Source organism: Paenibacillus amylolyticus, assembly GCF_047302515.1.
In the GTDB taxonomy this organism is placed as follows: Bacteria; Bacillota; Bacilli; order Paenibacillales; family Paenibacillaceae; genus Paenibacillus; species Paenibacillus amylolyticus_G.
The window spans coordinates 1,089,885-1,106,474 of record NZ_CP168019.1 but is presented as its reverse complement, the minus strand read 5'-3'; the positions used below and the strand labels follow the sequence as shown (position 1 = coordinate 1,106,474).

The 16,590-nt window shown below is 48.0% G+C and carries 13 protein-coding genes; all 13 read right to left on the bottom strand.

Features of this window, described 5'->3' with window-relative positions; genetic code table 11:
• Positions 1-9: 9 nt before the first annotated feature.
• On the bottom strand, positions 10-915 hold the full coding sequence (murB, locus tag ACDJ59_RS04780) for a UDP-N-acetylmuramate dehydrogenase (RefSeq protein ID WP_413407835.1): 906 nt from the start codon (positions 913-915) through the stop codon (positions 10-12).
• A 149-nt stretch (positions 916-1,064) separates the two neighbouring features.
• A complete protein-coding gene (gene murG, locus ACDJ59_RS04775; protein WP_413407834.1) occupies positions 1,065-2,174 on the bottom strand; it encodes an undecaprenyldiphospho-muramoylpentapeptide beta-N-acetylglucosaminyltransferase in 1,110 nt (369 codons plus the stop codon).
• 7 nt (positions 2,175-2,181) lie between these two features.
• Complete coding sequence (gene spoVE / locus ACDJ59_RS04770; protein WP_413407833.1) at positions 2,182-3,279, bottom strand: stage V sporulation protein E; 1,098 nt, start codon at positions 3,277-3,279, stop codon at positions 2,182-2,184.
• Between the two features lie 48 nt (positions 3,280-3,327).
• On the bottom strand, positions 3,328-4,749 hold the full coding sequence (murD, locus tag ACDJ59_RS04765) for a UDP-N-acetylmuramoyl-L-alanine--D-glutamate ligase (RefSeq protein WP_413407832.1): 1,422 nt from the start codon (positions 4,747-4,749) through the stop codon (positions 3,328-3,330).
• Between the two features lie 3 nt (positions 4,750-4,752).
• Positions 4,753-5,721 (bottom strand): phospho-N-acetylmuramoyl-pentapeptide-transferase, encoded by a 969-nt coding sequence (mraY, locus tag ACDJ59_RS04760; RefSeq protein ID WP_047843751.1) that lies wholly within the window; start codon positions 5,719-5,721, stop codon positions 4,753-4,755.
• A gap of 12 nt (positions 5,722-5,733) precedes the next feature.
• A complete protein-coding gene (locus ACDJ59_RS04755) occupies positions 5,734-7,146 on the bottom strand; it encodes a UDP-N-acetylmuramoyl-tripeptide--D-alanyl-D-alanine ligase (RefSeq protein WP_413409724.1) in 1,413 nt (470 codons plus the stop codon).
• Entirely contained in the window at positions 7,146-8,633 is a 1,488-nt protein-coding gene (locus ACDJ59_RS04750) for a UDP-N-acetylmuramoyl-L-alanyl-D-glutamate--2,6-diaminopimelate ligase (protein WP_076250748.1), read from the bottom strand. Before ACDJ59_RS04750 ends, ACDJ59_RS04755 begins: the two co-directional genes overlap by 1 nt.
• A gap of 140 nt (positions 8,634-8,773) precedes the next feature.
• The gene (locus ACDJ59_RS04745) at positions 8,774-10,726 is read right to left on the bottom strand and encodes a stage V sporulation protein D (RefSeq protein WP_413407831.1); all 1,953 of its coding nucleotides are present in this window, start codon (positions 10,724-10,726) and stop codon (positions 8,774-8,776) included.
• Between the two features lie 94 nt (positions 10,727-10,820).
• Positions 10,821-13,163, bottom strand: a complete 2,343-nt coding sequence (locus tag ACDJ59_RS04740) for a penicillin-binding transpeptidase domain-containing protein (protein ID WP_413407830.1) — start codon at positions 13,161-13,163, stop codon at positions 10,821-10,823.
• Positions 13,164-13,175: 12 nt separating this feature from the next.
• Positions 13,176-13,604, bottom strand: coding sequence for a hypothetical protein (locus ACDJ59_RS04735; RefSeq protein WP_036614881.1), 429 nt, complete (start codon positions 13,602-13,604; stop codon positions 13,176-13,178).
• 27 nt (positions 13,605-13,631) lie between these two features.
• Positions 13,632-14,582: a 16S rRNA (cytosine(1402)-N(4))-methyltransferase RsmH gene (gene rsmH / locus ACDJ59_RS04730; RefSeq protein WP_413407829.1), complete on the bottom strand. Its 951-nt coding sequence runs from the start codon at positions 14,580-14,582 to the stop codon at positions 13,632-13,634.
• A gap of 18 nt (positions 14,583-14,600) precedes the next feature.
• Entirely contained in the window at positions 14,601-15,038 is a 438-nt protein-coding gene (gene mraZ, locus ACDJ59_RS04725) for a division/cell wall cluster transcriptional repressor MraZ (protein ID WP_017687291.1), read from the bottom strand.
• A 273-nt stretch (positions 15,039-15,311) separates the two neighbouring features.
• The gene (locus ACDJ59_RS04720) at positions 15,312-16,577 is read right to left on the bottom strand and encodes an adenosylhomocysteinase (protein WP_211080785.1); all 1,266 of its coding nucleotides are present in this window, start codon (positions 16,575-16,577) and stop codon (positions 15,312-15,314) included.
• Between the last annotated feature and the right edge of the window lie 13 nt (positions 16,578-16,590).

Genomic DNA, 16,590 nt, shown 5'->3' with positions numbered 1-16,590 from the left:
CTCCGGGGTTTACCGCTCACCCACTACGAAGACTTCCGGTACCAGGTTAATACCGTTTTGAGATGATATAGTGCTCTGTATCTGCTGCATTAGGGTGATAACGTCCTCTGCTGTTGCTTGGCCTGTATTAACAATGAAATTGGCATGCATGGTGGATACCTGTGCGCCTCCCTGGGTCATTCCTTTCAGCCCTGCTGCTTCAATCAGGCGGGCTGCATGATCACCCGGTGGATTTCGGAATACACTACCTGCACATGCCATCTGCAGTGGCTGTGTGCGGCGCCGGCGATCTTTGTAAGCCGCCATCGTTTCCGAAATGACGTTGCGCTCTCCATGCTGGAGTTCAAATGCAGCTTCCAGCACGATGCCTCTCCGATCATGCAGAACAGAGTGGCGATAGGCAAAATCCATGTCCTCCTTGCTGTAACGTACCAATTCCCCTGTCTCCAGTACAATCTCAGCGAATTTGAATATCCGTGACACATCCGATCCATGCGCGCCTGCATTCATGTACACAGCTCCACCGACAGTGCCGGGGATACCGCTGCCGAATTCCAGACCGGCCCATTCCTTTTTGGCAGCAACCACACTGAGTTTAACAAAAGAATGCGCCGCTCCGGCGGTTACACCGCCTTCGTGAAATTCGGCATAATCAAAGCCCTCGCCTAGTTTCACCACAACACCACGTATTCCTTTGTCTGACACCAACATGTTTGAGCCCCGTCCAAGTTGCATCCACGGAATCTGATAAGTGTGAAGCAATTGAACGAGATTCATCATCTGCTCTTTATTCTCGGGAATGACCAGTGCATCCGCAGGACCGCCGATCTTCCATGTGGTGTATTTGGCTAGCGATTCGTTTTCAAGAACTCTGCCAACATTATTCTGGGATAGTAACGATATCCACTGATGCATGTTTGCTTCCTCCTTTGCTTCAAAACCGATGAGCACGGTATGTTCTGTTGTTACAGACCGTGCTCTGGCGCCATGGAACGATGGTCACGATTTATACGGTATCTTATGTCAGCCCCGTCTTGTGTGTGACAATCGCCCACAATCGCACTTTATCGGCGTGCAGCAAGACGCTGAATTTCATGAACAAGCACTTCAGCTGCATCGGGTTTCCCCAGTTTCCGGGAGGCTTCAGCCATTCGTTTGCGTCCCGATTCATCATTCATAATCTTGGCGATGGCTTCATACAGGACTTTGCCTGTAAGATCCTTCTCCAGCATCGTGAGTGATGCGCCTCCACCCTCAAGCGTGCGTGCATTGGCTTCCTGATGATTATTAGTCACGTTAGGTGACGGAATCAGGATCGAAGGAATACCCAGTGATGTAATCTCCGCAAGGAATGATGCACCTGCGCGGTTTACAATCAAGGATGTGCAGGCAAGCACCTCAGGCATATTATGCACGTAAGGCAGGACATGCAGGTGGTTTGGCATCGTACCCAATGAGCTGCGAATGGCTTCACGCGTTTCATCAAAATAGGTATCTCCTGTCACGTAAACTACATGTACATCGTCCAGTTGTTCCAGCAATGGAGCCATGTCCACCATGGCCTGATTGATTGCTTTTGCCCCGCGACTGCCACCAACCACAAGAACAACACGGCTGTTCATCGGTACACCTAACGTGGCAAAACCACGATCACGGCTAGCCTGGGCTACCGTAGTCGCTCGCGGATTACCGGTGTAGATCACCTTTTTTGCGCCGGAAAACGATTTTTCAGAACCTTCAAAGCTAACAGCAACCGTGTCCACATAACGCATCAAAAATTTGTTCGTCAGACCAGGGATGGCGTTCTGTTCATGAATTATACTCGGAATTCCCAGTTTTGTTGCTGCATATACCACAGGTCCACATACATATCCACCTGTACCAATCACAACATCCGGTTTGAATTCCTTCAGCATTTTTTTGGACTTGCGTACTCCTTGAATGAAACGCATGACCGTCTTCAGGTTTTCGATGGACAATTTCCGTCGAAAGCCCGTAATATCAATGGATTTAAAAGGAATATTTTCTTGGGGAACCAGTTTACTTTCCAGACCTCTGGTTCCTCCGATGTATAGAAATGTCGAGTCCGGATTCTCCGCCTCGCATTGTCTTGCTATGGCAACGGCCGGATAGATATGTCCACCCGTACCGCCACCGCTTAGAACGACTCGCATCGCATAGTCACCTCGCATAACGGGATAAATTCACTAAAATGCCCAGTGCTGTGAGCATGAGGGTCAATGATGACCCGCCGTAACTGATCAGAGGCAATGTAATGCCCGTAACAGGCATCATGCCAATGACAACACCAATGTTAATAATGACCTGTACGGCGACCATACCTACGATACCAACACCAAGCAGACTGCCGAAGGCATCCGGAATGGTCATGGCTACACGCATCCCTCTCCACACCAGCACCAGAAACAACAATAATACAATCATTCCACCTATAAAGCCGAGTTCTTCGGCCAAAATACTAAAAATAAAGTCCGTTTGCGGTTCAGGTACATAACTGTACTTCTGCCGGCTCATACCCAGTCCCAATCCCGCCAGTCCACCAGGACCAATCGCGTATAAGGATTGAATGATCTGATATCCGGCACCCAGCGGATCGGACCACGGGTCCAAAAACGCTGTGATACGCTGCAACCGATAGGGTGCTGCTGCAATCAAAGCTGCAAACCCCGCTATGCCACCAAGAGCAAGCAGGCTTAGATGTTTCATTCGCGCTCCGGCTGTGAAAATAATAAGCATCGCTGCGCCCATCATCACGGTGCCAGTCCCCAAATCAGGTTGCAGCATAATAATCCCAAAAGCCAAACCGATCAATCCCAGCGGTGGCAGAAGCCCCGTTGTGAAAGTTTTGATTTTACCCGGTTCCTTGCTCAGCCAGTGAGCGAGAAACAGAATCATGCCCAGCTTCATGAATTCTGAGGGCTGAATACCAAACGAACCAATGCCCAGCCAACTTCGTGCACCACCGCGAACCACACCGATTCCAGGAATGAGCACCGCAATGAGCATTATAAAACAGGCAATCAATATAGGCTTGGCATATTTCCTCCACACCCGGTAGTCTACATTAGCAGTTACGAACATGGCCACAAGCCCAAGCACCGCAAACAGGGCCTGTCTTTTTACAAAATAAAATGAATCGCCATAGTCATGAAAGGCAAGCACCGAGCCCGCACTATATACCATAATAATGCCGATGGCAAGCAATGCCAAAATACAAATCAGCAACCAAATATCTGGTGCCGGTCGCGTCTGTTTCATCAGGAGGCCACCCCTTGCATGGAAGTAGGGGCTTTTCCACCCCCCTACTTACAAGTTATGCGCCGCCTCTTTAAAAATGCGTCCCCGCTCTTCATAGGAAGCAAACATGTCCCAACTTGCACATGCCGGGGATAACAAAACGACATCTCCAGCAGTGGCAAGCTTCGATGCTTCCTGCACAGCAACGGTCAACGTCCGGGCAGCGTCCTCCTCATTATCGACGACCTTAATTTGCTTTAATCCGGCAAGTTCCGCGATCTTGGCAATTTTTGTCCGTGTCTCTCCAATTGCAACGACAGCTTTTACCCGTTCCTGGAACAAGGGTAACAACTCCATCATGTCTGACCCACGATCCAACCCTCCAGCAATTAATACAACCGGTTCCTTGAACGAATTCAGGGCCATAACCGTAGCTTTCGAATTGGTCGCTTTGGAGTTGTTGTAGTATGCAGAGCCGTTATACTCCAGGACATACTCAAGTCGGTGTTCAACTCCCTTGAAGTCTGCAAGCGGAGCAGCCAGCAACGCAGGATCAGCTCCTGCCGCTACGGCAATAGCCACAGCAGCCAGTGCATTTTCCACATTAAATCGCCCAGGAAGGCCAATGTCCTCAACGTCGATAATGATGTGGTGATCTCCGTTTTCATCCGCGTAAATTACCTGACGCTTCACATCATCCTCTTCTCCATCCACATAAGGAGGATCTGCATACACACCTGTATCCAATTTCTCTGTCACGGAGAAGGGGATCAATCTGCCTTTGATGTAAGGAACCAGACCACGACATACCGCATCATCCCAATTCAGGATGGCTACGTCGTCAGGCTGCTGATTGGCGAATAGTTTGGCTTTGGAAGCCACATAATCATCCATGTTCCCGTGATAATCCAGATGTGTCTCAGCAACGTTAAGCAAGCTGGCAATCCGGGGACGGAAATCAACCGTTCCTTTGAGCTGGAAACTACTAAGCTCAACAACCATCCAGTTATCTGGAGAAGCTTGCTCTGCCGCTTCACAGAGAGGTGTTCCGATATTACCGGCAACGATCGGCTTGAGGCCGGCATGCTCCAACATTTTACCCACCCAAGTGGTGGTTGTTGTTTTGCCGTTGGAGCCCGTAATCCCGATCATGGGTGCAGCACATAGATGATAAGCAACCTCTACTTCGGTCACCACTTCAATGCCCAATGCCAAAGCTTGCTGCACAGGAGCAGCATGGTATGGGATACCCGGGTTTTTGACAACCAGCTTCACACCACTGTGAATCAGATCATCCGGATGCCCTCCGCATACAACAGAAATTCCCAAAGCCTCCAATTCGGAAGCTTCGGGACATTGATCTCTCTCTTTTTTATCATTTACTGTAACCTTCGCTCCGGCGCGATCCAGCACTTTGGCGACCTGTACGCCACTTTTGGCCAATCCGAGCACGACTACTTGTTGTCCGCGATATGATTCAGGATGATTCATGATCTACAACCCCTTGTTGAGATAAAGTCCAAGAGCGGCCAAAATTGCGCCTACCGCCCAAAAGGTAATAACAACTCGCCATTCTGACCAACCACTTAATTCAAAGTGATGGTGAATGGGGCTCATTTTGAATACACGCTTGCCACGAGTCTTGAAAGATACCACTTGAATGATGACAGACAGGATCTCGATAACAAAAATACCGCCAATGATGACAAATAGAAGCTCTGTTTTGGTTACAATGGCTACCGCACCAATCGCACCGCCAATCCCCAGAGAACCGGTGTCTCCCATAAACACTTTGGCCGGATGTGCATTGTATACCAGAAAACCGAGTACGGCTCCGATCATCGCTGCTGCACATACTGCTGCCGGCATCGACGTGGCTTGCATCGCCACAATGGCAAACGCGCCAAAGGCAATCGCACTTACCCCTGACAGCAAACCATCCAGACCGTCGGTAAAGTTAACCGCATTGGTAATGGCAAGCATCATGAATACGACAAACGGATAATAGAACCATCCGGTCCAGTCAAACGAGAATGACGTTCCCGGAATAGAGATGGCTGTGCTGTGTCCATTCTGGATCAGCAAGAAACACATCACTGCACTGAAGAACAATTGGCCCAGCATTTTTTGTCTGGCCGTCAGTCCCAGCGAACGTTTGAACACAATTTTGATGTAATCATCCAGGAAGCCAATCAGCCCGAATCCCAGCGTAGCCACAAGCAAGACATAAAAGTCTGTATTCTTGACTGCCGAAAATTTCAAAAAGGCCAATGTGAACGCAACTAAAATGACGACTCCACCCATTGTAGGTGTTCCGCTTTTTTTCAAATGGCTCTGAGGCCCATCTTCCCTAACTTGCTGTCCGAATTTCATCCGGCGTAACAGCGGAATCAGGAGCGGTGCGGCAATCACCGCCAGAATAAATGAAACGCCGATTGTTAACAGTAATACCTGAAAATCCATGGGTTCACCCCTCTAGTCTACTCGATTCTGTAATGGTGCTATTTGTAGTGCTTCGACCACGTCCTCCAGCTTCATGCCTCTTGAGGCTTTGAACAAAACAACGTCTCTGGGATGTAGTTTCTCCAGTAGATAACGGGTCATTTCTTCTTTATCTATAAAAGCATGCACAGCCTCTGTAGGCATATGCTTGCTTGCTCCTTCAGCAATCTTGGCTGATAGCGGACCATATACCAGCACCATGTCCATTTTGGCCGATGTGATATACTCTCCGATTCCGTAATGCAGATCCTGCTCTTGGGGACCGAGTTCAAGCATATCACCAAGCACAGCCACTTTCATGCGGTATCCTTTCAGACCTTCTAGTACATCGATTGCGGCCTTCATGGAGGTTGGACTTGCATTGTATGCATCATTCAGCAGGGTTAGACCACTAACGCCTTGCGTAACCTCAATACGCATGCCTGTCAGTTTCAAGCGAGACAATCCCGCGGCAATCTGCTCCGTCGTCACTATGAAATGACGGGCTACAGCCAAAGCAGCCAGACAGTTAACGACATTATGCGTTCCTAGCAGAGGTAGCGTAAATGCATGTTCTCCAGACTGTTTGGTGGTGAAAACTACGCCGTTTTGCGCATTCATAAGTCCGGTAGGATAGTCATCATTATCGGTTTGCAGGCCAAATGTAAACCGCTGCAATCCATCGGGTTGTTTCGTTGCGGGTTCTTCAAGGACTTGTGCAATTAAAGGCTCGTCTCCGTTGTAGATCAGTAACCCGCCAGGCTTCAATCCCGCGGCAATCTCGGCTTTGGCTCTGGCTATCTCCAGTCTGGACCCCAGCTGAAGCAGATGTGATTCACCAATATTGGTAATGACCGCTACATCAGGCTGCGCAATAACCGACAAATCGTTAATTTCCCCGCGACCACTCATACCCATCTCCAAAATGATAATCTCGGTATCCGGGTCCATGCTTAGTACAGTCAGTGGTAAACCAATGTGATTATTGAAGTTGCCTTGCGTCTTATGCACTTTGAACGTCGTCGAGAGAATGGCATCCACGATGTCCTTTGTTGTTGTCTTGCCGTTGCTGCCTGTAATGCCGACTACAGCCGCTTTATTCTCCGTTAGATAAGCAGATGCGAGTGCTTGCAGTGCGACAAGTGTGTCGTCAACAACAATGACAGCTCCTTGTGGCGGAATACCATGATCCTTTTGCCAGATCGCGCCTGAAGCCCCCTTCTCTAGACAGGCTTGCACAAATTCGTGTCCGTCAAACCTTTCACCCACTAGCGGGATAAACAAACTGCCTTCCAGAGGTTTACGCGAATCGGTAAACACCCCTTCGACCATTACATTGCCATGAGCGGCAACGTCACTTAATGTTCCTCCACACATCTCGGCCAATTGTGCCAATGTTCTTTTTATCAATTGGATTTGCCCCTTATCGCTTCTTTGGCTATGATTCGGTCATCAAAATCGGTTTTGGTTGTGCCGATAATCTGATAGGTCTCGTGACCCTTGCCCGCAATCAATACTACATCGGCTGGGCTTGCCATTTCAATAGCTTCATGAATCGCCTGGCGTCGATCCACAATCATCGTATAACGTTCAGCAGGAACGGATTCTTCAATCAGGCCCTGTTCAATGTCTTTGAGAATGAGATCCGGATCTTCTGTCCGTGGATTATCGGAAGTAACCAGTACAAAATCACTATAATTCGCAGCAATTTTCCCCATGAGAGGGCGTTTGGTACGGTCCCTGTCACCACCACAGCCAAACACGCAGATCACACGTCCTTCGGCAAATTCCTTCACCGTACGCAACACATTCTCCAGTCCATCCGGTGTATGGGCATAATCGACAATAACAGCAAATGGCTGTCCTTCGTCCACTCCTTCAACACGTCCATCCACGCCCGGAACCGTCTCCAGACTGCGCTTGATCTCTTCCAGCGGAATTCCTTCAACCAGCGCTGCAGAGATTGCTGCCATTGCATTGTATACATTGAATTTGCCTACCATGCGCAAGCGAATATCTGTGCTGCCTGCAAATGTATCCACGTGGAAAGAAGTTCCCTGAGACGTGATTGAGATTTGGGATGCGCGTACATCCGCCTTTTCACCCATGCCATATGTAATCACTTCAGCCGCAGTCACAGAGATGAAATAATCCGCTGCCGGGTCATCTGCATTGATAACAGCGAATTTACGCTGTGAGACATCTTCCGTATAACCGTTACCTAGACGTGCAAAGAATAATCCTTTGGCCCCGCGATATTCCTCCATGGAATGGTGGTAGTCCAAATGATCCTGCGTCAGGTTAGTAAATACCGCAGTACGGAAATTTGTTCCCTTTACTCGCCCTTGTTCCAATGCGTGAGAAGAAACTTCCATAACACAGCAGTCCGTACCCTTCTGAACCATATCATGCAGACTACGCTGCAGATCAAGCGCCTCTGGTGTCGTTCCTGACATCGGGTAGGTGCGACCGTCATACCGCATTTGAATAGTACCGATCAATCCCGTCTTGCGCCCGTAATCACTCATGATTTTTTCAATCAAATAGGTGGTCGTTGTTTTTCCGTTCGTTCCCGTTACGCCAATCATATTCATCTTCTGGCTTGGAGAGTCAAAAAAGAAATCTGCCAGAACAGCCATCGCAAATCGGCTGTCCTTCACCAGCAATTGTGGTACAGGCAGATCCAGCTGCCGTTCAACCACCAATGCAACTGCACCGGCATTTACAGCTTTTTCTGCATAATCATGACCATCTACCGTATGTCCCGGAAGACAGATAAACAGATCACCCGGTTTTACCTGCCGGGAATCTGTCTGAAGGTTTTGGCATTCTGTATTTGATTCGCCCACGAGGCGGGCGGTGGTCAGCATCGATGCAAATTGTTTTAAAAGCACATGAATAACCTCACTTTTCCAATTATACTTCTGTTTTAACATATGTCTGTATTTATTAATATCGTCAATACAACCCAATAATGAAACGCACTTGGATGAATTTTGTTGCGCTAGAAGCCTCAAACTACCCCTAAATCCTGTTATTCATCCTTTGTGTGATCATGTGCATCGTTCAGTACATTCCCCATATAAATGCGGATGGTTGATCCCTGATCTACCCTCGCCCCAGGTTTGGGTGCCTGATTAATCACGTATTTACCACTGCCAGACTTCGCCAGCATAAAATTCATGTTCAGGTCTTCGTACAGATCTTCAACAGTAGCTCCTGTCAGGTCTGGGACTGTCACGATTTTGGTTTCACCATACTTGTATTCTTTGGCGACCTGATCCTTCCGAACAGGGACATTCATATAATGCAAAGCATCTTCAAGGATGTTCTGCACAATCGGGGCGGCAACCACACCTCCGAACTGAATTCCTTTGGGATTATCAACTGCGGTATAGACCACAATCTGAGGGTCATCTGCCGGTGCAAATCCGATAAAGGATACGATATGCTCAGTCGAGGAATAACGTCCGTTGATAACCTTCTGGGCTGTACCTGTTTTGCCACCGACCCGGTATCCATCAATGAATGCTGGACGCCCGGTACCTTTTGCAACAACACTCTCGAGTGCTTCACGTACTTGTTTGGATGTATTCTCCGAGATCACCTGACGAACCAGTTCCGGCTTGGCTTCTTCCATGACTTCCCCTGTGACCGGATGGACCCACGCTTTCGTAACATAAGGCTTGTAAAGTTTACCCCCATTGATGGCCGCTGACACAGCTGCTACTTGCTGAATGGGCGTTACGGATACACCTTGACCAAAAGCCGTCGTTGCAAGCTCGACAGGTCCCACTCTGGACAGTTTGAACAGAATTCCACTGGCTTCTCCGCTAAGGTCGATCCCTGTCTTGGTACCGAAACCAAAGTCTTTAATATAGGAGAAGAGCGATTCTTTGCCCAGCCTCTGCCCCAAAGCCACAAAGCCCGGGTTACATGAGTTCTCCACAACTTGTAAGAAGGTCTGGCTTCCGTGGCCGCCCTTTTTCCAGCAACGCAGACGGGCTCCACCCACCTCAACATATCCGGGATCAAAAAATTGATCCTGTTGCAGATTGACCTTTTTCTCTTCAAGCGCTGCTGCCAAGGTAATAATCTTAAATGTGGAACCCGGCTCGTAGGTCATCCAGATCGGTAAATTCCGATTGTATATCTCCGCGGGATATTGTTGATAATCGGCAGGTTCGTATCCCGGCCTGCTGGACATCCCCAAGATTTCACCTGTTTTGGGATTCATCGCTATGGCCAATGCTGAGTTCGCCTGGAACTTCACCATGGCCTGATCCAGTTCTCTCTCCATGATGGACTGAATGGATTTATCAATGGTCAGCTTGAGGTTAAGGCCGTCCTTCGGTTCCACATACTTCTCGGATGAGCCCGGCATTAGCCTTCCGGCCGCATCGGACAAGTAGGACACACTGCCATTCAAACCATTCAGCTTATCATCATATTTCTTCTCGACACCCGTTAAGCCCTGATTATCAATGCCCGTAAAACCAAGAATATGGGCAGCCAAGTCATCATAAGGATAAAAACGTTTATTGTCCTCAGCAACAACGATACCCGGAAGCTTCAAATCACGGATGCGCTGAGCTTTCTCCATCGTAATTTTGCGGCCGCCGGGTTGTAGTCGTACAATGAGTTCTCGTTTCTTGATGGTTGTGAGCACTTTTTCTTCCGTCATCCCAAGCAATGGGGCCAGCGCTTTAGCTGTGGTTTCAGCTTCTTTAACCTGAGCCGGAATGGCCATAATGGTCGGTGTTGTCACATTATAGGCCAGAGAGGTTCCATTTCGATCCAGGATCTCCCCCCGCTTGGCTGAGTAAGGAATATTACGCCGCCAGGATTCTTCTGCTTTTGCTGACAATTCAGGGCCTTCCCCGAGCTGTACATAAGCAAGCCTGATCATCAGGGCCGAAAATAACAAAACTAAAATCATTAAACTCCATAGCAACCTGCGCCGCAGATTTACGCTTGATCCCTTCACGAAAAGATCCCCCCACTCGTCCCAAAATCATGACATTCGTTCCATTCATGAATATTCAGGACAACCGGGGGTTAGAACAAGCTGTCAGAGCTCCCTAAGGAAGCGAAGCTCCGTTTGTGGCTGGATCATCAGAGGATTCGGATTCATTGGCAGGAGCCTTGTTGTTATCTGTTTCGTCTGTTCCGTCTGTTTCGTCGGTTTTAGCTTCTCCGGCCGAAGCCTCTTGTTCCTTCACTTCAGCTTCTGATGACGGATCAGAAGAGATTGGAGCCTCATCGGCTATACCTGTCACTGCAGCTTTGGCAGTTTGCAAGTTCAACTGCACAGTTCTCTGCTCACCTGCGACCTGCTCGGTTTGCTTCACGACATAACCCTCGCCCTTGACCGTAACCCCCACTTTCATGAGAGAAAGTACTTCAAGGGCATCCCGGAGAGATTCACCTGTTAGATCGGGAATCTTCATCTTGCTGCTCTCTTCCGTTAGCAGATAGATTCGTTGGCCTGGATTCATAGAGGCGCCAGCAACCGGATACTGCCGAATTACATTATCACCTTGACCAAGAGTCACATAAGCAATACCTGCGCTTAGAAGCTGGCTTCTGGCCTGTTTGGCTGTCTTGCCACTCAAGTCAGGCGCCTTGGCTTGCACGACAGAGACTTCTTTTGACTTTTTGTCAGGAGTTTTGGCTGTATCTTTGGGTATTCCCATGTATTGAAGAGTCTGGCTGACAATCTTTTTGAACACCGGCGCAGCTGCGGTTCCTCCCCCAATGTTGGTTCCATCCGGTTGGTCAATGACAACAAGTATAGCAATCTTCGGATTATTCACGGGCGCGAATCCAATAAACGATACAACGTCTTTCGACTTGCTGTATGCTCCGTTAACAACCTTTCTTGCTGTACCTGTCTTACCAGCTACACGGTAACCTTCAATATAGGCGTTACGACCGGTACCAATCGTTTGGTCTGCAACCACTTGTTCCAGATAACCGCTCACCAGTTTGGAAGATTCCTTGGAAATCACCTGACGAACAACTTTGGGTTTGATCACTTCCGTTGTTCCATCATTCGGGTTCTTGATCTCCTTCACCAGATGTGGCTCCAGCAATTTGCCGCCGTTGGCAATCGCAGAGATGGCTGCGACCTGTTGAATTGGTGTTACCTGTACAAGACCGTGACCGTAAGCAGCAGTAGCAATCTCGGATTTGTAAACCAGTGGCTTGATCGGGGACGCAGCCTCATTTGGCAGATCAATACCCGTCTTTTTGCCGAAACCGAATTCGTCTATGTAATGACGCAGACGTTCGCCGCCAAGCATGTTGTAACCCAAGTTAACAAAAGCAATGTTACTTGACCGTTTGACACCTTCGAGATACGAGATCCAACCATAGGAATGACCATTATCACTAATCGGGAAACCACCGATATACATGCGTTTGGATTCAAAACTTGCATTGGGATCAAAGAGTTTTTCTTCAACAGCCCCTGCTAGCGTAACTATTTTGAATGTACTACCTGGCTCATAGATGGATTGCGTAGCATGGTTAATAAAATTCTTTTGATCAGGTGTACTCCCATACGTATTCGGGTTAAAGGTTGGCCAGTTCGCCATCCCTAGAATCTCCATCGTGTTTGGGTCCGCAGCAATGACCGTCATGCTCAGTGGATTATACTTGGCAACGGCTTCTTTCATTGCATCCTCAATGTAGAACTGGATCGTATCATCGATGGTCAGCGTAAGGTTCTTACCGTTCTGAGGTGGCAGATAGTTATCCTGTGAATCCGGAAGTTTAATGCCTTTGGCATCCTTCTGATAATTCAGATATCCATCTGTGCCTGTCAGTGCTTCATCATATGAGACTTCAAGTCCATTGACAGCTTTCCCATCACGGCTCATATATCCCAAGAGGTGAGAAGCAAGTGTTTCTTCAGGGTAAAAACGCTTCGACTCCTGAGCCATCACAATTGCATTACGCGCCTTATATTCATCTTGCAGTTCTTCACGCAATTCGTTGACTTGTGCCGCAAGTTCAGGACTTATTTTATATCCTTCACTGCGCACTTCACGTTGCTGAAAAAACTTACCCTTTGCATTTTTGGCTGTGACCAGAGCACGCATCTCACTCTCATTTTTCCCAAGAAGGTTAGAGAGTTTCTCAGTAACAACATCCTGAATTCCGAGTTCATTAATTAATAACGGATTAACAGAAACCGTATACGCAGGGGCATCAGTAGCCAAAATATTACCATTTCGATCCGTAATTGTTCCACGTGCAGCCTTAATCGTCTGTTCCCGCTCTACCAAACCGGCTGCCCGTTCCTGCCATACACCGCCATTGACAACTTGAATGAAAAAGATTCGGGTTACGAGTACAAGAAAAAAGAGGGTAATACATCCCCCTATAAGCAACGTGCGCATCTTTATTCTTTTTATCATCGGAACACCTCTTTACTTACTGCTTGCTGTATTCGAGGACGATTCAGTACCAGTTGATTTCGTACTTGTTGAGCGAGGTACATAAATGACATCCTTACCGGAAGCTTCAACGTAACCAAGTTGTTTTGCATTTTCGATGACCTGGTTGTTCAATGTTTCTTTTTCCACCTGCAGGTCTGCAATCGTCTTTTCATACACCTTGATATCCGAAATAGTGGACTGCGCCTGCTTGTTCAGATCATAGATATGAGCATAACGAGACATCAAGGCTCCTCCAACAAGGATCACTGCAACCAGGGTAATCAGATACAAAATCTTCTCGCGTGCCGGGAGACCCGTACGACGGGTCACCACTTTGGTGGTTTCTTTGTATCGTTGCTGGGTCACACGTTCCTGGGACGCTTTTTCTTTTACAGCGAGATTACCACGTGTATATGCCATACTCCGATTCTCTCCTCCACTCTTGATCTACAATTTCTCGGCTACGCGCAGCTTGGCTGAACGAGCACGTGAATTTTCGGCCAATTCCGTTTCCGTTGGACTCAACGGTTTTCTGTTAACTAAACGCAGGGTCCCCTTGCCGCCGCATACACACAACGGAAAATCGGGTGGACATGTACATTTTTCCAGATAACTGCTGAAAATCTGTTTACATATCCGATCCTCAAGGGAGTGGAAGGTAATAACAGATACACGTCCTCCTGGTGCCAGACAACGAACAGCCTGATGCAAGCCTTCTTCAAACGCACCCAACTCATCATTGACGGCAATGCGTAATGCCTGGAAGCTGCGTTTGGCAGGATGTCCACCAGTACGGCGAGCTGCCGCCGGGATGCCTTCCTTGATCAGTTCCACGAGTTCACCTGTCGTCTCAATGGTAGACTGCGCTCGTTTTCCGACGATAACACGGGCAATTCTTCTCGAAAACTTCTCTTCACCATAGCGATACAAAATTCGAGCAATCTCTTCTTCTGGCCACTCATTCACAATCTCTTTGGCCGTCAGCATTGCATCCTGGTCCATTCGCATATCGAGTGGAGCATCGTGATTGTAGCTGAATCCACGTTCTCCTTCATCAAATTGCGGGGATGACACACCCAAGTCGTACAAAATACCGTCGACCTGTGGTGCACCATCCTTCATTGGTACATCCAGATCCTTGAGTACCTGTTCCAGATCTCGAAAATTGGTTTTCACCAATGTTACACGTTCTCCATAAGCTGCGAGCTTCTCGCGAGCATTATCCAAAGCCCAATCATCCTGATCAAGTGCGATCAGACGTCCCCCTGGACCGAGCTTGGAAGCAATCACGGAGCTATGTCCGCCACCGCCTAAAGTGCAGTCCACGTATATACCGTCCTGCTTGATGTTTAATCCCTCTGTTGCCTCTTCTTTGAGTACGGTTATGTGGTGAAACAACCTGCACCCCTCCTGACTTTATAAATCAAAATTAAAATCGACCAGCTTTTCGGCAATGTCGTTGAATGCTTCTTCGGATTGATTGAAATAACTCTCCCATATGCCTTTGCTCCAAATCTCCACCCGGTTCGACACGCCAAGAACAACACAATCCTTGTCCAGCTTGGCATACTCTCTTAAATTGCCCGGCAGATTTACCCTGCCCTGTTTGTCCAGTTCACATTCGGTTGCACCCGAGAAAAAAAACCGGGTAAACGCACGTGCATCAGATTTCATCAATGGCAGTGCTTTGAGCTTTTGTTCCATGACCCCCCACTCCTCCATGGGGTACACGAAAAGACACTGGTCCAAACCCCGTGTGACAACGAAAGACGGTCCCAGAGATTCGCGGAATTTAGCCGGAATGATCACCCGACCCTTATCATCAATGCTATGTTGGAACTCCCCCATAAACATTGGCCCACTCACTCCTCACCCGTTTCTCCCACTTTGCCCCACTTTCCACCACCTAAGCATAATAGATTCGCACAAAAAAATCAAAACCCTTCTTGCATGACTTGATTTTTTAATTTTTCAGCATAAAAAAACGTCCTTGATCCTGTCACTCAGGATCAAAGACGCTTCCCTTAAACGGGCAATCATATGTCTACCCGCACATGAGCCATATCATCAATAAACCATTCTATACCTATTGAACCATTTCATCAGCTTGTAATTATTGGATAGTGCTTAAAATTTCCAACTATCCAGGTATTTCTCTTGCTCAGCTGACAAGGAGTCGATGCCAATATTCAGGCTCTCAAGTTTATAGCTGGCAACCTGCTGGTCAATATCATAAGGTACATTAACAACGTTTTTACCCAAGTCTTTATAATTCTCACTTACATAACGCAGACCAAGCGCCTGCAGAGCAAACGTCGTATCCATAATTTCGGCAGGGTGACCATCTGCTGCACCCAGGTTCACAAGACGACCTTCTGCAAGAAGGTACATTTTACGACCATCTTTAAAACGATATTCCTCAATGTTGCGACGAACTGTGCGAATCGATTCGGAACGTTTAGCCAGTTCAGGTTTATTCACTTCAACATCAAAGTGACCCGCATTACTCAGGATCGCTCCGTCCTTCATCACATCGTAATGCTCACCTGTGATAACATCCTTATTGCCTGTAACTGCGATAAAGAAATCGCCCAATTTGGCGGCTTCCACCATCGTCATGACCCGGAACCCATCCATGTGTGCTTCTACCGCTTTGATTGGATCGATTTCGGTTACGATCACATTTGCACCAAGACCTTTGGCACGCATCGCTACACCTTTACCACACCAGCCATAACCTGCTACCACTACGTTTTTACCAGCGATAACCAAGTTAGTTGTACGAATAATCCCGTCGAATGCAGATTGTCCAGTACCGTAGCGATTGTCAAACAGATACTTGCAGTATGCGTCATTAACCGCAACCATTGGAAACTTCAATTGGCCTTCTTTCGCCAATGCTTTCAAACGGATAATACCCGTTGTCGTTTCTTCTGCTCCTCCGCGAATTGTTGCTGCGAGGTCAGGGCGCTCGGATGCAATAATGGTTGCAAAGTCTCCACCATCATCAATAATGAGATCAGGCTTCACCTCAAGCGCACGCAGTTGCAGTGACTTGAATTCCGCAGGCTCCGGATTGTACTTCGCATACACCGTAACGCCGTCTTCCACCAATGCTGCGCAAACATCATCTTGTGTAGACAATGGATTGCTATGCGTAATTGTTACTTCTGCACCACCCGCTTGGATCACTTTTGCCAAGTAAGCTGTTTTCGCTTCCAGATGAAGACAAATGGCAACCTTCAAACCTTTGAAGGGCAGATCCTGTTCGAACTGGCGACGAATGCGGTTCAGTACCGGCATATGCGCTTCTACCCAATCAATTTTCAGGTGACCCTCTGAAGCGAGTCCCATATCTTTAACAATACTGTTTTGCAATGCAGGTGTAGTCATATCATATCCTCCT

Coding starts and splice junctions, on each gene's coding strand:
- mraZ (WP_017687291.1), bottom strand. CDS start 15,038: ATGTTTATGGGGGAGTTCCAACATAGCATTGATGATAAGGGTCGGGTG.
- ACDJ59_RS04720 (WP_211080785.1), bottom strand. CDS start 16,577: ATGACTACACCTGCATTGCAAAACAGTATTGTTAAAGATATGGGACTC.
- murB (WP_413407835.1), bottom strand. CDS start 915: ATGCATCAGTGGATATCGTTACTATCCCAGAATAATGTTGGCAGAGTT.
- ACDJ59_RS04740 (WP_413407830.1), bottom strand. CDS start 13,163: ATGATAAAAAGAATAAAGATGCGCACGTTGCTTATAGGGGGATGTATT.
- murD (WP_413407832.1), bottom strand. CDS start 4,749: ATGAATCATCCTGAATCATATCGCGGACAACAAGTAGTCGTGCTCGGA.
- ACDJ59_RS04735 (WP_036614881.1), bottom strand. CDS start 13,604: ATGGCATATACACGTGGTAATCTCGCTGTAAAAGAAAAAGCGTCCCAG.
- spoVE (WP_413407833.1), bottom strand. CDS start 3,279: ATGAAACAGACGCGACCGGCACCAGATATTTGGTTGCTGATTTGTATT.
- mraY (WP_047843751.1), bottom strand. CDS start 5,721: ATGGATTTTCAGGTATTACTGTTAACAATCGGCGTTTCATTTATTCTG.
- murG (WP_413407834.1), bottom strand. CDS start 2,174: ATGCGAGTCGTTCTAAGCGGTGGCGGTACGGGTGGACATATCTATCCG.